We start from the raw sequence: 15,861 nt of genomic DNA, 5'->3' as shown, positions 1-15,861 counted from the left end.
CATCGGTGCAGACTTCGCAATCCACACCGAACCCAGAAGGCCCTCACCCGTTCAAGCACCCAGCCCGCGTGTCACCAACGTCCCGGGACAGCACACCTAGGCCCTGCCGCACGCGGTCCCCGGATCACTCCCACCGGTCTGGACCAATCATGGCGTAGCCCCTTGACACCTTGATTGGTCCATACCAACTTGGTTGCGCACCGCTTTCCGTTACTCCCCGCACTCCCCCGCACACCTTCGTGCACTCCCGAACACCCCCACCACTCCAGGGAGATCGCGTGCGCAACACACCCCGGCGTTCCAGACGCCGACTCCTCGCCCTGCTCGGCTCCGCGGCCCTGGCCCTCGCCGGGGCCATCGCCCTCCCCGGCACCGCCCACGCCGCCAACATCCTCACCAACCCCGGCTTCGAATCGGGCGGCCTCTCCCCCTGGACCTGCACCTCAAACCTCGGCTCGGTCGTCTCCTCCCCCGTGCACGGCGGCTCCAAGGCCCTCGCCGGAGCGGTCAGTTCGAGCGACAACGCCCAGTGCAGCCAGACCGTCTCCGTCCAGCCGAACACGACGTACAGCCTCAGCGGCTGGGTGCGCGGCAGTTACGTCTACCTCGGCGTGAACGGCGGCGCCTCCACCTGGACGACGTCCCCGTCCGCCTACAGTCAACTGTCGGTGTCCTTCACCACCGGCGCCTCCCAGACCAGCGCCACGATCTACGTCCACGGCTGGTACGCGCAGGGCACCTACTACGCCGACGACATCAGCCTGGACGGGCCCGGCGGCGGGGGCGGCGGCTCGGACACCCAGGCCCCGACCACTCCCACCGGGCTGAGTTCCACCGGCAAGACCTCCTCGAGCGTGTCGCTGAAGTGGAACGCCTCCTCGGACAACGTGGGCGTGACCGCGTACGACATCTACAGCGGCTCGAGCCAGGTCCTCAGCGTGTCCGGCACCTCCGCCACGGTCAGCGGGCTCTCGCCGAGCACGTCGTACACCTTCACCGTGAAGGCACGGGACGCCGCCGGGAACACCTCCGGGGCATCCAACTCCGTGTCCGTCACGACCGACGCGGGCAGCGGCGGCGGCACCGGCTTCAAGCAGGCCGCGCCCTACCTGTACGAGGGCTGGGGCGATCCCCCGAGCCCGAGCACGGTGATGAGCGCGACCGGCATCAAGTGGTTCACGATGGCCTTCGTACTGGACTCCGGCGGCTGCAACCCCGCCTGGGACGGCAGCCGGCCGCTCACCGGCGGTACCGACCAGAGCGCCATCAACGCCATCCGCTCCGCCGGCGGTGACATCGTCCCGTCGTTCGGCGGCTGGCAGGGCAGCAAGCTCGGCGCCAACTGCTCCTCCGCGAGCGCTCTTTCCGCGGCCCTCCAGAAGGTGATCGACGCCTACTCCCTGAAGGCGATCGACATGGACATCGAGAACTCGGACGAGTTCGAGAACGAGGCCGTGCAGGCGAAGATCCTCACCGCGCTGAAGACCGTCAAGGCCAACAACCCCGGCCTGAAGACGATCGTCACCTTCGGCACGTCGACCACCGGCCCGACCTACTACGGCAACCGGCTCATCGAGCAGGCCCAGTCGCTCGGCGCGAACATCGACGTCTTCACGATCATGCCGTTCGACTTCGGCGGCGGCTCCGACATGTACGGCAACACCGTCAACGCCGCCGAGGGCCTGAAGACCAAGCTGAAGTCGACCTTCGGGTGGGACGACGCCACCGCCTACTCCCACATCGGCATCTCCGGCATGAACGGCCTGTCCGACCAGCAGGAGAACACCACCCCGGCCATCTGGACCCAGATCCGGGACTGGGCGAACTCCCACCACATCGCCCGCCTCGCCTTCTGGTCGGTCAACCGCGACCGGCCGTGCGCGGGCGGCGGCGTGGTGAGCAACTGCTCCGGCATCAGCCAGAACAACTGGCAGTTCAGCTCCATCACGGCCGGCTTCACCGGCTGAGCATCCCGCTGGGGCGGCCGGTCCCACGAGGACCGGCCGCCGCGGCGCGTCAGAACCGGCCCGACCCCCGGTACAGCTCCAGTTCGCCGTCCAGTTCGACGGCGAGCACGGTGGCGTAAGGATCGAGGTCGCACGCGGCGGGCGGGTCGATCCACAGCACACCGACGGCCTCGTGCAGCCCGCCGACGACCCGGTGACCGAGCTCGGTGCCGGTGCCGAGCACGGTCACCCTGCGGACCGGCGTGGCAAGCCCCCGGACGCCGATCTCGGCGCGCGGCGCGTCGAACAGGGTCAGATAAAGGGTGCGGCGGTCGGCGGAGAGGGTACTGGGCCCGTAGTGGTGCCCGGCGGGCAGCCCGCGCACCGTCCCGTACACGGCGTCGGCGTGCCTGCGGATCCACTCCCCCAGGCCTTCGAGCCGCTCGACCTGCGGCTGCGGGATGGTGCCGTCCTCCATCGGGCCGACGTCGAGCAGCAGGTTGCCGCCCCCGCCGATGGTCTCGGCGAAGTACCGGATCAGCTGCGCGAGCGACTTGTGGTTGTGGTCGTGGTGCTGGTACCCCCACGAGTCGTTGATCGTCAGGCACAGCTCCCAGGGTCCGTCCGGCGGCACGATGGGGGCGCCCTGCTCGGGGGTGGCGTAGTCGCCCTCGCTGAGCATGCGGGCGTTGAAGACGACATGGGGGACGTAGGAGCGGACGAGCGCGGCGAGTTCCTTGATGCGCCACTGCTCCTCGCTGCGGTCCCACTCGCCGTCGAACCACATCAGGTCCGGCCGGTAGCGGGAGGCGAGTTCGCGGACCTGGCCGTCGCGGTAGGCGATGAACCGTTCCCAGGCATCGAGGTCCTCGTCCTCGGCCGAGCACTCGGAGTACCGGTTGTCCTCCATCTCCGCGGGGCGGCCCGGCTTGCGGGTGGTGGCGTAGTCGGGGTGGCTCCAGTCGGAGTGCGAGTAGTACAGACCGACCTTCAGTCCCTGCTCGCGCAGGGCGTCGGCATAGCCCGAGATGTAATCGCGGCCCAGGTCGAGGTCGCCGTATGCGGTGTCCCACAGGGCGACACCGTCGTGGTGCCGGCTGGTGAGGACGGCGTACCGGGCGCCCGCACGGGCGAACAGGTCCGCCCAGGCGCGCGGGTCGTAGTGGGCACCGGTGAACCGGTCCAGCTGGGACATGTACCGGTCGTACGGCACGATGTCGTCGTAGAAGGACCACGACTCCTGGACGCCGTCGACGGCGTAGATGCCCCAGTGGACGAAGATCCCCAACTTGGCGTCGGTGAACCAGGGTTGCATGGACACCGGTCAGCTCCCCTCGGCCCGGCCCAGGCGCAGGGTCAGGATCTGGAAGGGCCGCAGGGCGACGGTCACCGCGCCGTCGGCGTCCCGCTCCGCGTCCGCCAGCGGCCGCTCCAGCAGGTCGGTCACCTGGGCGCGCGCGAGCGGGAAGCCGGTACGCAGCACGCCCTGGGCACGGCCGCCGCGGGACTCGTACAGGCGGACCACGACATCGCCCGAGGCGTCGTCGGCGAGCTTGACCGCCTCGACGGTGACACCCTCGCCGTCCACGGAGACGACCGGCTCGGGCGCCGGCCCGGACGCGCCCGCCGGATCGGCCACGCGCAGGGGGAGGTTGAGGGCGTAGCCCTCGGCGACCGCGTCGGCGATGCTCGCGCCGGGCAGCAGGGAGTAGGTGAAGCGGTGGCGGCCCTGGTCGGCGCCCGGGTCGGGGACGCGCGGGGCGCGGACCAGGCTGAGGCGGACCGTGGTCGTCGTGCCGCCGTCCTCACGGACGGTGCGGGAGACGTCGTGACCGTAGGTGGAGTCGTTGATGACCGCGACGCCGTAGCCGGGCTCGCCGATGTGCACCCAGCGGTGGCCGGAGACCTCGAAGCGGGCGGCCTCCCAGCTGGTGTTGGTGTGGGTGGGCCGCTGGACGTGACCGAACTGGATCTCCGCGCTGGAGTGCGGGGCCCGGATGTCCACGGGGAAGCCCGCCTTGAGGATCTTCTCGGCCTCGTGCCAGTCGATGTCGGTCTCGAAGTCGATGCGGGGGCTGCCGGCGCGCAGGGTGACCGTCTGGGTGATCTTCGAGCCCTTGCCGAAGCTGCGCTCCACGCGGATCGCGCCGAGCAGCGGGTCCTCCTCGACGACCGTCACGGAGTCCGGTTCCAGCAGGTCGGTGTAGCGGTTCTTGTAGTGCTTGTCGATGTCCCAGGCGTCCCAGTAGTTGGGGAGGTCGGTGTGGAGGCGGAGGAGGTTGCCGCGGTCGGCGAGGACCTCGCGCTGCATACGAAGATCGTATACAGACGACAGCGTGCCGTCCTCCGCCACCTCCACCCGGACCAGGCCGTTGTCCAGGACCCGGCCGCTCACCGTCACCGGCCGCGGCGGCCCGGCGACCCCGAGGGGCGCGCTGCCGCTCGCCGGCACCTCGGTGTACGCCGGCGCACCGTCGGCGGTACGGACGACCTCCGCCCGGTCGAACGGGCTGGTGTTGAACACACGGGTCCCGTCGCCGCCCAGCGCGGCCACGGCCTCACTCGTCAGCTCCTCCAGCTCGGCCGCCACCCGCGCGTACTCGGCCTCGGCCTCGCGGTGCACCCAGGCGATCGACGATCCCGGGAGGATGTCGTGGAACTGGTGCAGCAGCACCGTCTTCCACAGCCGGTCCAGCCTCTCGTACGGGTAGGCGTAGCCCGGGGCGTGCAGCGCGGCCGTCGTCGCCCACAACTCGGCCTCGCGCAGCCGGTGTTCACTGCGCCGGTTGCCCTGCTTGGTGCGGGCCTGCGAGGTGTACGTGGCCCGGTGCAGCTCCAGGTACAGCTCGCCGACCCACACCGGGGCGTCCGGGTACTCCTCGCGGGCCTTGGCGAAGAACGCGTCGGGGTGTTCGACCTCGACCCTCGGGGAGCCCTCCAGGTTCTTCAGCCGCCGTGCCCGCTCCATGATCTCGCGGGTGGGTCCGCCGCCGCCGTCGCCCCAGCCGAACGGGGCGAGGGACCGGGTGGCGCCGCCCTTCTCGGAGTAGTTGCGCACGGCGCGGGACATCTCCTCGCCGCTGAAGCGGGCGTTGTAGGTGTCGACCGGCGGGAAGTGGGTGAAGATGCGGGTGCCGTCGATGCCCTCCCACCAGAAGGTGTGGTGGGGGAACTTGTTGGTCTGGTTCCAGGAGATCTTCTGGGTCAGGAACCAGTCGTTGCCCGCGAGCTTGGCGAGCTGCGGGTAGGCGGCGGTGTAGCCGAAGGAGTCCGGCAGCCAGACGCCCTTGGTCTCGATGCCGAAGTGCTCGATGAAGAACCGCTTGCCGTGGATCAGCTGGCGGGCGATGGCCTCGCCGCCGGGGAGGTTGCCGTCGGCCTCCACCCACATGCCTCCGACCGGCGCCCACTGGCCCTTCTTCACCGACTCCTGGATCCGGGCCCACACGTGCGGGTAGTTGTCGCGCACCCACTCGTACTGCTGGGCCTGGGAGCAGGCGAAGACGAACTCCTCGTACTCGTCGGCGAGGGACGTGACGTTGGAGAAGGTGCGGGAGGTCTTGCGCTTGGTCTCGCGGATCGGCCACAGCCACGCCGAGTCGATGTGCGCGTGGCCGACGCCGGAGATCACGTGCGCGCTGGCGTGGGCGGGCTTGGCCAGCACCGGCTGGAGCACCGCGCGCACATCCGCCGCGGAGCCCGCGATGTCGTCGAGGTCCAGCAGGTCGAGGGAGCGGTCCAGCGCGTGCATGATCTCGTGCCGGCGCGGGTCGTGTTCGCCGAGCTCCAGCATCAGCTCGCGCAGCACCTGGATGTCGAGGTCGAGGTGCCAGACCTCCTCGTCCAGGACGGCGAGGTCGGCGCGGCGGAATGTATACAGTGGACGGTCGCCTGCTGTCAGCACATCGCCGAGCGGCGTCGGAGCCGCGAAGTCGTTCGCGAGGATGTCGGGGTTGGAGGCGGCCTCGACCAGGTAGTCGATGCTCTCGCCGCCCGCCGCCGGGTTGGCGATCGGCACGTACTGGTTGAGCGGGTTGACCGCCTTCAGCGGCTTGCCGTCGGTGAGGTGGACCAGGGCCTCGGCCTGGTTGCCCGGCCAGTCGCCCACGAAGCCCAGGTCGATGACCGCCTCGACACGCCGGCCGGCCCACTCGGCCGGCACCTGCCCGCGCATCCGGAACCAGGTCGTTCCCCAGGGCGGCCCCCACGGGGTGCCCATCGCGAAGGGCTTGTAGGGGGCGGCCGCGGCCTCCTCGAACGGGACCGGCTCCCCCGGCGCCTGCCAGGCCTCGACGGCGAGGGGAACGGTGACCGCGTAGACCGCGGGCTTGATGCGCTGGTTGTGGAGGCGTTCTACGCGCTCCTCGATCCGGCGGCGTTCGTCGTGCATGAGGGATCTCCTGGGAGGGAGCGGGCTGGGAGGGAAGAACCAGGCGGAGGAGCCAGGCGGGAGAGCCAGGGAAGGAAAGCGCTTTCCGACCGAGAGACTACTTGAGGTAGCCCAGGCCGGGATGCACCTGGGTGTAGCCCTCGACGAGCCTGCGGGCCACATTCACGGAGTCGACGAGCGGGTGCAGCGCGAAGGCCTTCACGGCGGTCGTGCGGGAGCCGGACTCGGCGGCGGCGAGCACTTCCCGCTCGACGGCCTTGACCGCGCAGACCAGCCCGGTGGCGTGGTCGGGCAGCGGGTCGACGGAGACCGGGTGGGCACCGTTGGCGTCGACCAGGCAGGGGACCTCGATGACGGCCTCGGCGTCGAGCACCGACAGGGTGCCGCGGTTGCGGACGTTGAGGATCAAGGTGGTGCGTTCGTCGCGGGCGATGGCCCGCATGAGGGCGAGGGCCACCTTCTCGTAGCCGCCGGAGAGGTCGTCGGCGTCGCGCTCACCGGCGCCCGCCGTCTCCCGGTTCTCGGCCATGTAGGTGGCCTCGCGTTCGGCGCGGGTGCGGTCCCAGGTCTTCAGGGCCGCCGCCGCGGGGTCCTTCATCTCCTGGTAGAAGCGGTCCTGCTGGTCGCGCAGGAAGGCGCCGCGGGTCTTGTCGGCCTCCTGATAGGCGCGTACGGCCTCGCGGTTGAAGTAGTAGTAGTGCAGGTATTCGTTCGGGACGGCGCCGAGCGACTGGAGCCAGTCGACACCGAAGAGCTTGCCCTCCTCGAAGGAGCCGAGCAGGCCGGCATCGGCGAGCAGGCGCGGAAGTTCGTCGCGGCCGGCGACGCGCAGCCCGCGGACCCAGCCGAGGTGGTTGAGACCGACGTAGTCGATCCACGCCTCCTTGGGGTCCGCGCCGAGCACGCGGGCGATCCGGCGGCCGAGGCCCACCGGGGAGTCGCAGATGCCGATGACACGGTCGCCGAGGTGCCGGGACATCGCCTCGGTGACCAGGCCGGCCGGGTTGGTGAAGTTGATGACCCAGGCGTCCGGGGCGAGGCGGGCGACGCGTCGCGCGATGTCGACGACTGTAGGCACTGTTCGTAGACCGTATGCGATCCCGCCCGCGCCGACCGTCTCCTGCCCGAGCACCCCCTCCGCGAGCGCCACCCGCTCGTCGTTCGCCCGTCCCTCCAGGCCGCCGACCCGGATCGCGGAGAACACGAAGTCGGCGCCGCGCAGCGCCTCGTCCAGGTCGGTCGTCGCCGTCACCGTGGGCGCGTCGGGGACCCCCGCCGCCTGCTCGGCCAGCACCCGGGTCACCGCCGACAGCCGGCCGGGGTCCAGATCGTGCAGCACGACCCGGGTGACCCGGCCCTCGGCGCGGTCCGACAGCAGCGCGCCGTACACGAGCGGCACACGGAACCCGCCGCCGCCCAGAATCGTCAGCTTCACGCTTGCACCTTTCCTGCCAGGACCACCTCGACGCCCGCCTCCTCCAGCGAGGAGCGGGTCACCGGGTCGACCGGCGCGTTCGTCACCACCACGTCCAGGTCCTCGGGACCGCAGACCTTCGCCATCCCCGTACCCGGGAACTTGGCCGAGTCGGCGAGCAGGACGACTTTGCCGCTCGCTTTGATCATGGCCCGCTTCACCGGCACCTCGACGACCGTCGTGTCCATCACCTGCCCGCCGGGGCGTACACCGCTGGTGCCGAGGAAGAGCCAGTCGGCGTGCAGCTGGCGCAGGTTGTCCTCGGTGAGGAAACCGACCAGGGAGCGGTACTCGCGGCGGACCATGCCGCCGAGCAGCACCAGCTCGATGCCCTCGTCGTCGGCGAGTTCCTCGTACACCACCAGGTTGCTGGTGATCACGGTGAGGCGGCGGCCGTGCAGCTGGCGGGCCAGGCGGTAGGCGGTGGTGCCGATGTCGAGCAGCACCGACTGACCGTCCTTGACCATCGCCGCCGCACGCGCCGCCAGCGCGTCCTTCTCCGGCACCCGGACCTCGGCGACCTCGGCGAAGGGCTGGTCGCCCTCCTCGGCGACCGCGCCGCCGTGCACCCGGGTGAGCAGGCCGTCTTCCTCGAGTTTGACCAGGTCGCGCCTGATCGTGGCCGGGCTCACACCGAGCTGCTCGGAGAGATCGGTCACGGCCGCGGGGCCGCCGGAGCGCAGGGCCCGCAGGATGAGTTGGTGTCGTCGTTCTGCCAGCACGCCGTGAACACTACTCGTCATCTTCAATCATTTCTATGCTCAGTTCTGCTCGGGTATTGACCAAACTCGCGGAGCAGCGCACGATTCCGGGCATTGAATTTGACGAGTTCTGACGAGCCGACGAGAGGACGCTTCCGTGGACGACGACCGGCCCGATGTGCTGCTGACCGGGCTGCTCTTCTACGACCTCGTCCTCACCGGACTGGGCAAGCCGCCGACAGCCGGCGAGGAGATCTGGACCACCGGGATGGGCTGCGGTCCCGGCGGCATCGCCAATCTCGCGGTGGCGGCCGCCCGGTTCGGCCTGCGCACCTCGCTGGCCACGGTCTTCGGGGACGACTTCTACGGCGCCCACTGCCAGGAGATCCTCGCCGGCCAGGAGGGCGTCGACCTCTCCCTCTCCCGCGTCGCCGACGACTGGCCCACCCCGGTCACCGTCTGCCTCGCCCAGGGCCAGGACCGGGCGCTCGTCACCCACGGCCAGGAGCCCCCCTTCTCGCAGGACGCGCTGATGGGCGACCCTCCCGAGGCACGCACGGCCCTCGTGCACATCGAGGCCGAACCGCGCGAGTGGCTCGCCAAGGCCGCCGCGAACGGCACCCGGATCTACGCCGACGTCGGCTGGGACCCCACCCAACAGTGGTCCACCGACCTCCTCGAGCAGCTCGCCCTGTGCCACGCCTTCCTCCCCAACGAGACCGAGGCGATGGCATACACCCGCACCGACAGCGCGGCCGCCGCCCTCGGCACGCTCGCCGAGCTGGTGCCGGTGGCCGTGGTCACCCGGGGCGGCGACGGCGCGCTGGCCGTCGACCAGACGACCGGCGAGTACGCGCAGGTCCCCGCCCTCGACGTCGACGTCCTCGACGCGACGGGCGCCGGCGACGTCTTCGGCGCGAGTTTCGTCGCGGCCTCCCTCGGCGGCTGGCCGCTTCAGGAGCGGCTGCGGTTCGCCGTCCTGGCCGCCGGGCTGTCCGTCCAGCACCACGGCGGCGCCCCGGCAGCCCCCGGCTGGTACGGCGTCGACCGCTGGTGGCGCTCGCTGACCGACCCCGGGCTGCGCCAGGCGTACGGCTTCCTCGCGGACCGCCTGCCGGCCGACCCCGGCCCTCCCGTCAGGTACGCCCCGGTCACCCCTCCCGCACCGCAGCACTGACCCCCGTACATCCGCGAGGTCGCGCGTCCGCGGCCTCGCGAGGAGATCCCGAAAGGCGGTGGGAGCTGTGCGGCTCTCACGAAGAGGCCTGTTGCGCGCCGGCCTGGCCGGCACGGCCGCCACGGCCCTCGGCGGCCTGGCGTCCGGCTGCGCCGTCCCGACCGGTTCGACCGGCCGGAACATGGTCCTGTGGTACTGGGACGGCGGCCTCGGCGAAACGGTCGTGAAGCGGGCCAAGTCCCGCTACGACAGCACGGTCGCCCTGAACGCGATCAAGATCGGCGGCTACTACCGCTCCAAGCTGATCACCACCATGGCCGGCCAGGCCCACATCCCCGACATCGCGGGCCTCAAGGGCGAGGACATGGCGTCCTACCTGCCCAACGCCGACCAGTTCGTGGACCTGCGAACCCTGGGCGCCGACAAGTACAAGAGCCAGTACCTGCCGTGGAAGTGGGAACAGGGCATCGCCGACGACGGCGCGGTGATCGGCTTCCCCATCGACTGCGGCCCGGTCGCGCACCTCTACCAGTACGAGGTGTTCCGCAAGGCGGGGCTGCCGTGCGAGCCCGCGGACGTGTCGAAGGAGCTGGACACCTGGGAGAAGTTCTTCGCCGCCGGGGAGCGGCTCAGGAAGCGGATACCCGGGGCCTCCCTGCTGACCGACGTCAACAGCGTGTTCGAGAACGCGGTGCAGCAGGGCGCCAAGCGGTACGTCGACAAGGACCGCCACTTCATCGGCGACCAGGAACACGTGCGCCACGCCTGGGCGCTCGCCGTTCAGGCCAAGCGGCGGGGGCTCGTCTCGAACCTGGTCACAGGCACCCCGGACCAGCTCTCGGCCGTCGAGGACGGCAAACTGCCCAGCCAGCTCGGCGCCTCCTGGGCGACCTACGACCTGAAGAACGGCGTGCCGAAGACCAAGGGCAGGTGGCGGGTCGCCGACATGCCCGTGCGGCCCGCCAACAACGGCGGCTCCTTCCTGGCGATCACCAAGGCGTGCCGGGAGCCCGAGCGGGCCTTCGAGATCATCGCCTGGATGCTCAACGCGGCCAACCAGGCCCAGGGTTACGTCGACGCGGGCCTCTTCCCCTCCACCCCCGCCTCGTACGGCCTGAAGCAACTGCGCGAACCGGACCCCTTCTTCGGCGGCCAGATCACCACGGACGTCTTCGGACCCGCCGCGCAGAAGATCGCGATCGCCTACAACAGCCCGTACGACATCGCGCTCGGACAGCCGATCAAGGACGAGATCAAGAACGTCGGTGTCCTCGGCAAGGACCCCGACAAGGCCTGGAGTGACGCCATGAGCAAGTGCCGGCGCATCGCGAAGCACCTGGGGGTGAGCTACTGATGGCCACCGCCCCCGCGCTGGACAAGCCCCCGATGGTACCGACGGCACCGGCCGCCGCACGGCCCCGGAAGGGCCTGCGCAAGTACTGGCACCTCTACGCCGCGATCTCGCCCTTCTACCTCCTCTTCCTCGCCTTCGGCCTGATCCCCGTCGGCTTCTCGCTCTACCTGTCCTTCCACCGCTGGGACGGGCTCGGCCCGATGGAGTGGGCGGGCCTGGGGCAGTACCAGTACCTGCTGAGCGACAGCGACTTCTGGCAGTCGATCGGGAACACGATCGTCATCTGGGCGCTGGCCACCTTCCCCATGATCGCCCTGGCGATGGTCACCGCCGTCATGCTCAACTCGGCGGTCCGCTTCAAGAACCTCTACCGCATCGCCTACTTCCTGCCGAACGTCACCTCCGTCGTGGCGATCGCGATCATCTTCGGCTCGGTCTTCTCCACCAACTTCGGCCTGGTCAACGCTCTTCTCCAGGCGGTCGGCCTGGACCAGGTGGCCTGGCTGAACACACCGTGGGGCATCAAGATCGCCATCGCGACGCTGATGACCTGGCAGTGGACCGGCTACAACGCGATCATCTTCCTCGCCGGACTCCAGACGATCCCCGGTGAACTGTACGAGGCCGCCCGCATGGACGGCGCCGGGCCCGTGCAGACGTTCCTCCGGGTGACCCTGCCGCTGCTGCGCCCGACGCTGCTGTTCGTGCTCGTCGTCTCGACCGTCACCGGCCTGCAGAGCTTCTCCGAACCGCAGGTGCTGCTCCAGAACACCTCCAACGACTCGACGTTCTCGGGCGGTCCGGGTCACGCGGGCCGGACGATGGTCCTCTACTTCTTCCAGCAGACCTTCGACAACAACGACTTCGGTTACGGCGCCGCCGTGGCCTGGGGCATCTTCCTCGTCGTCATCCTCTTCTCGATCATCAACTGGCGCCTGGTGCAGCGCCGGGGCGAAGACTAGGGGGGCCGTCACCATGGCATCCATCCAAAGCACACGCCGGCCCAGGCCCGTCAAGGGCATCCGCAGCCGGGGCATCGCGCTGCACGCCGTGCTGGTCGTCGGCCTGCTCCTGTCGGCCTTCCCGTTCTACTGGGCCGTGATCATGTCGACGCACACGTCGTCGGAGATCTTCTCCTACCCGCCCAAGCTGCTGCCCGGCTCACACTTCCTCGAGAACCTGCGCCATCTCTTCGACAACATCGACTTCTTCGGCTCGATGTTCAACTCGCTGCTGGTGGCGGGCGCGGTGACCTTCCTGGTCCTGTTCTTCGACTCGCTGGCCGCGTTCGTCTTCGCCAAGTTCGAGTTCCCCGGCCGCAAGGTGCTCTTCGCTCTCCTGATGGCCATCTTCATGGTGCCGACGCAGCTCCAGGTCATCCCGCAGTTCGTGATCATGGCGAAGATCGGCTGGATCGGCTCGATGACCGCGCTGATCGTGCCCGCGGCGGCCAACGCGTTCGGCATCTTCTGGATGCGCCAGTACATGAAGAGCGCCATCCACGACGAACTGCTCGACGCCTCGAAGCTCGACGGCGCGAACTTCCTGCGCCAGTACTGGCACGTGGCGCTCCCCGTGGTCCGCCCGGGCCTCGCCTTCCTCGGCATCTTCACCTTCATGGGCCAGTGGAACGACTACGCCTGGCCCCTGATCGCCCTCACCAACCCGGACAACGTCACCCTTCAGGTGGCCCTTTCCCAGCTCAACGGCGTGCACGGCACCACCGACTACGGCATGGTGATGACCGGCGCGCTGCTCGCCCTCGTCCCGCTGCTGGTCGTGTTCGCGATCGGCGCCCGGCAGATGATCGGCGACCTCGCCAAGGGAGCCATCAAGTGACGGACCCGCTGCTCGTGCTCCGGCCCTGGGAGGCCCCCGAGGTGACCTCCTGGCGGCGGCTGCCGATGAACGCCGTGGACCGGCGCCCGGGTGCGGTGTCCCTGGACGGGGCATGGCGCTTCCAACTGCTGCCCGAGCCGGACGCGCCGCTCGCCGACGCATGGTCGTCGGCATGCGTGCCCGGCGTCTGGACGATGCAGGGCACGGACGACCTTCCGCAGTACACCAACGTCCGTATGCCGTACACGGAATACCCTCCACTGTCACCCGCCGCCAACCCGACGGGCGTCTACGAGCGTGAGGTCGACGTCCCCGCCGAGTGGGCCGGCCGCCGGATCGTGCTCCAGGTCGGCGCCGCCGAGAGCGTCCTGCTCGTGCACGTGGACGGACAGCCCGTCGGCATCTCCAAGGACTCCCACCTCGCGGCCGAGTTCGACCTGACGGACGCGGTCCGCCCGGGAGAGCGCGCGGTCGTACGGCTGACGGTGGTGAAGTGGTCCGACGCCTCGCACATCGAGGATCAGGACCACTGGTGGCACGGCGGGATCACCCGTTCGGTGCTGCTGTACACGACGGACCCCCTGCACCTGGCCGACGTCACGGTACGGGCGCGGCACAGCGGCGAGCTCACGGTGGACTGCCAGGTACGGGACGCGGGCGGCGGGGCGCTCCCCGAGGGGTGGTACGTCAGCGGGGATCTGGACGGGCACCCCATCGCCCAGGACGCCGAGTTCGACCGGGCCAACGCCGACGACGAGCGGGTCTCCGACTTCCTCGGCGAGGCGCGGCTGCGCGCCACCGTGCCCGAGGTGCGGACCTGGAACGCCGAGCTGCCGGAGCTGTACGACCTGTCCGTCCGGCTGCACCGCGCGAACGGTACGGTCGCCGACACCTTCCGCCACCGGGTGGGCTTCCGCGACGTGGCGATCGTCGGCCGGGATCTGCTGGTCAACGGCGAGCGGGTGTTCATCCGGGGCGTCAACCGGCACGACTTCCACCCGCTGACCGGCCGCACGGTGTCGTACGACGACATGCGCGCGGACCTCAGCCTGCTGAAGCGTTTCGGCTTCAACGCGATCCGCACCTCGCACTACCCGAACGACCCCTCCCTGTACGACCTCGCCGACGAGCTGGGCTTCTACGTCGTCGACGAGGCGGACATCGAGTCGCACGACCACGCCCATGAGATCGCCGACGACCCGCGCTATCTGAACGCCTTCGTCGACCGCGTCTCCCGGATGGTCCTCAGGGACAAGAACCACCCGTCGGTGATCATCTGGTCGCTGGGCAACGAGTCCGACTACGGCGCGAACCACGACGCGGCGGCGGGCTGGGTACGACGGCACGACCCGACCCGGCCCCTCCAGTACGAGGGCGCCGCCAAGCGCGGCTGGGCGAACCCGGACGTGGCCTCCGACATCGCCTGTCCCATGTATGCACCGATCGAAGACTGTATTGCACATGCGCTGTCCGGCGAACAGACGAAGCCGCTGATCCAGTGCGAGTACTCGCACGCCATGGGCAACAGCAACGGCACCCTCGCCGACCACTGGGCTGCCATCGAGTCCACCCCGGGTCTTCAGGGTGGCTTCATCTGGGAGTTCTGGGACCACGGAATCCTTCAGCGCGTGAACGACGGAAGACCGGCCGGGCGCACGGGCGCCGGGCTGTATGCGAACGGTGTCGCCGCGCCCGGCCACCGGTGGGCGTACGGCGGTGACTTCGGCGAGAGAGTCCACGACGGCGCGTTCGTCGCGGACGGGGTCGTCTTCCCCGACCGCACCCCGAAGCCCGCACTCCACGAACACCGGGAGATCGCGGCACCGGTCCGCATCCGGTGTTTCCGGCACGAGGGACTGGTCCTCGCCAACCACCAGCACTTCCGCGGCCTGGACTGGCTGACCGCAGAGTGGGAGCTGTCCCTGGCCGACGGCCGCACGCTGACCGCGCCGGCCGAACTGCCCGATCTGCGACCGGGTGAGACGGCGGCGGTGCCGCTGCCCCTGGAGTTGCCGCAGGACGGCGGCGAGGCGTGGCTGACGCTGCGGGTGAGGACGGCCCGGGACGAGGCGTGGGCGCCGAGCGGCACCGAGGTGTGCGCGCCGCAGGTGCGACTGCGGGCGGCCGACGCCACTCCGGCCCCGGCCCCGGGCCTGCCCGCCGTGCCCGCCGTGGCCGCCGCGCAGCGGCCCGTCGAGGTCGACGCCGACGGCCTCCTGGTCCATCCCCTGCTGACCGCCGCGCCCGCGCTGTCGCTGTGGCGGGCGCCCACCGACAACGACGAGCTGGGCGGCGTCGCGCTGCGCTGGCGGGCGTGGGGCCTCGACGCCCTGGTCCGCAAGCTCGTCTCCGTGCACCGTGCGGGCGGCCGGGTGACCGTGCTCGCCGAGTACGCCGGAACGGCCGGCGTCATCCGGCACGGCCAGGAGTTCACGCCCGTCGCGGACGGCATCCGGGTGGCTGAATGGGCCGAGCTGCCCGAGGAGTTCGACGACGTGGCACGGGTCGGGTCGGTCTTCGAGACGGTGGCGGGCCTGGACCTGCTGGAGTGGTTCGGGCAGGGACCCTGGGAGTCGTACCCGGACCGCAGCACCGGCGCGCCCGTCGGTCATCACGCTCTTCCCGTCGACGAGTTGTTCACCCCGTATCTGCGGCCGCAGGAGAGCGGCGGCCGGCACGGCGTACGGCGCTTCACCCTCTCGGCGCCCGACGCCACCGGCCTCGCGGTGGCGCTGGACGAGCCCCGCCAGGTGTCCGTCACCCGCTACCGCGCCGAGGACCTCACCGCCGCCACGCACCATGACGAACTGGTGCCGCGCCCCGGGTGCGTCGTGCACATCGACGCAGCACACCGTGGCGTGGGCACGGCGTCCTGCGGCCCCGACACCGCTCCCTCCTACCTGATCCCCGCGGGCGTCCACCACTGGAGCTGGACACTGCGCGTCCTGTGAATCCCCCGGCTTCACCATCCTCACGGAGC

At 70.3% G+C, this 15,861-nt stretch carries 10 protein-coding genes; 6 read left to right on the top strand and 4 right to left on the bottom strand.

The annotated features are described in order from the left end of the window. The first annotated feature begins 278 nt into the window (after positions 1-278). A complete protein-coding gene (locus ACFY01_RS26640) occupies positions 279-1,967 on the top strand; it encodes a carbohydrate binding domain-containing protein (protein WP_390738246.1) in 1,689 nt (562 codons plus the stop codon). A 49-nt stretch (positions 1,968-2,016) separates the two neighbouring features. On the opposite strand, the gene ACFY01_RS26635 is transcribed toward ACFY01_RS26640, so the two are convergent. From ACFY01_RS26635 to ACFY01_RS26620, 4 genes are all read right to left on the bottom strand, one after another. Then, the gene (locus ACFY01_RS26635; RefSeq protein ID WP_390738245.1) at positions 2,017-3,267 is read right to left on the bottom strand and encodes an alpha-L-fucosidase; all 1,251 of its coding nucleotides are present in this window, start codon (positions 3,265-3,267) and stop codon (positions 2,017-2,019) included. A gap of 3 nt (positions 3,268-3,270) precedes the next feature. Continuing rightward, positions 3,271-6,336: an alpha-mannosidase gene (locus ACFY01_RS26630; protein ID WP_390738244.1), complete on the bottom strand. Its 3,066-nt coding sequence runs from the start codon at positions 6,334-6,336 to the stop codon at positions 3,271-3,273. Positions 6,337-6,433: 97 nt separating this feature from the next. Then, the gene (locus ACFY01_RS26625; protein ID WP_390738243.1) at positions 6,434-7,771 is read right to left on the bottom strand and encodes a 6-phospho-beta-glucosidase; all 1,338 of its coding nucleotides are present in this window, start codon (positions 7,769-7,771) and stop codon (positions 6,434-6,436) included. Further along, positions 7,768-8,532 (bottom strand): DeoR/GlpR family DNA-binding transcription regulator, encoded by a 765-nt coding sequence (locus tag ACFY01_RS26620; protein ID WP_390738258.1) that lies wholly within the window; start codon positions 8,530-8,532, stop codon positions 7,768-7,770. The genes ACFY01_RS26625 and ACFY01_RS26620 overlap by 4 nt, the downstream gene beginning before the upstream one ends. Positions 8,533-8,668: 136 nt before the next feature. Between ACFY01_RS26620 and ACFY01_RS26615 the strand changes: the two genes are divergently transcribed. From ACFY01_RS26615 to ACFY01_RS26595, 5 genes are all read left to right on the top strand, one after another. Continuing rightward, a complete protein-coding gene (locus ACFY01_RS26615) occupies positions 8,669-9,688 on the top strand; it encodes a carbohydrate kinase family protein (protein ID WP_390738242.1) in 1,020 nt (339 codons plus the stop codon). A 67-nt stretch (positions 9,689-9,755) separates the two neighbouring features. Further along, the gene (locus ACFY01_RS26610; protein WP_390738257.1) at positions 9,756-11,042 is read left to right on the top strand and encodes an ABC transporter substrate-binding protein; all 1,287 of its coding nucleotides are present in this window, start codon (positions 9,756-9,758) and stop codon (positions 11,040-11,042) included. Further along, complete coding sequence (locus tag ACFY01_RS26605) at positions 11,042-12,004, top strand: carbohydrate ABC transporter permease (RefSeq protein ID WP_390738241.1); 963 nt, start codon at positions 11,042-11,044, stop codon at positions 12,002-12,004. Before ACFY01_RS26610 ends, ACFY01_RS26605 begins: the two co-directional genes overlap by 1 nt. Positions 12,005-12,017: 13 nt before the next feature. Continuing rightward, the gene (locus ACFY01_RS26600) at positions 12,018-12,881 is read left to right on the top strand and encodes a carbohydrate ABC transporter permease (RefSeq protein WP_390738240.1); all 864 of its coding nucleotides are present in this window, start codon (positions 12,018-12,020) and stop codon (positions 12,879-12,881) included. Then, positions 12,878-15,832: a glycoside hydrolase family 2 TIM barrel-domain containing protein gene (locus ACFY01_RS26595; RefSeq protein ID WP_390738239.1), complete on the top strand. Its 2,955-nt coding sequence runs from the start codon at positions 12,878-12,880 to the stop codon at positions 15,830-15,832. Before ACFY01_RS26600 ends, ACFY01_RS26595 begins: the two co-directional genes overlap by 4 nt. Positions 15,833-15,861: the final 29 nt, after the last annotated feature.

It is taken from the genome of Streptomyces sp. NPDC001480 (assembly GCF_042894725.1).
Taxonomy (GTDB): domain Bacteria; phylum Actinomycetota; class Actinomycetes; order Streptomycetales; family Streptomycetaceae; genus Streptomyces.
The sequence above is the reverse complement of the archived record's forward strand: the minus strand, read 5'-3'. Positions and strand labels throughout refer to the sequence as shown.

What these genes read in the sequence shown, in the direction of transcription:
- ACFY01_RS26630 (WP_390738244.1), bottom strand. Translation starts at nt 6,336, where the DNA reads ATGCACGACGAACGCCGCCGGATCGAGGAGCGCGTAGAACGCCTCCAC.
- ACFY01_RS26605 (WP_390738241.1), top strand. Translation starts at nt 11,042, where the DNA reads ATGGCCACCGCCCCCGCGCTGGACAAGCCCCCGATGGTACCGACGGCA.
- ACFY01_RS26600 (WP_390738240.1), top strand. Translation starts at nt 12,018, where the DNA reads ATGGCATCCATCCAAAGCACACGCCGGCCCAGGCCCGTCAAGGGCATC.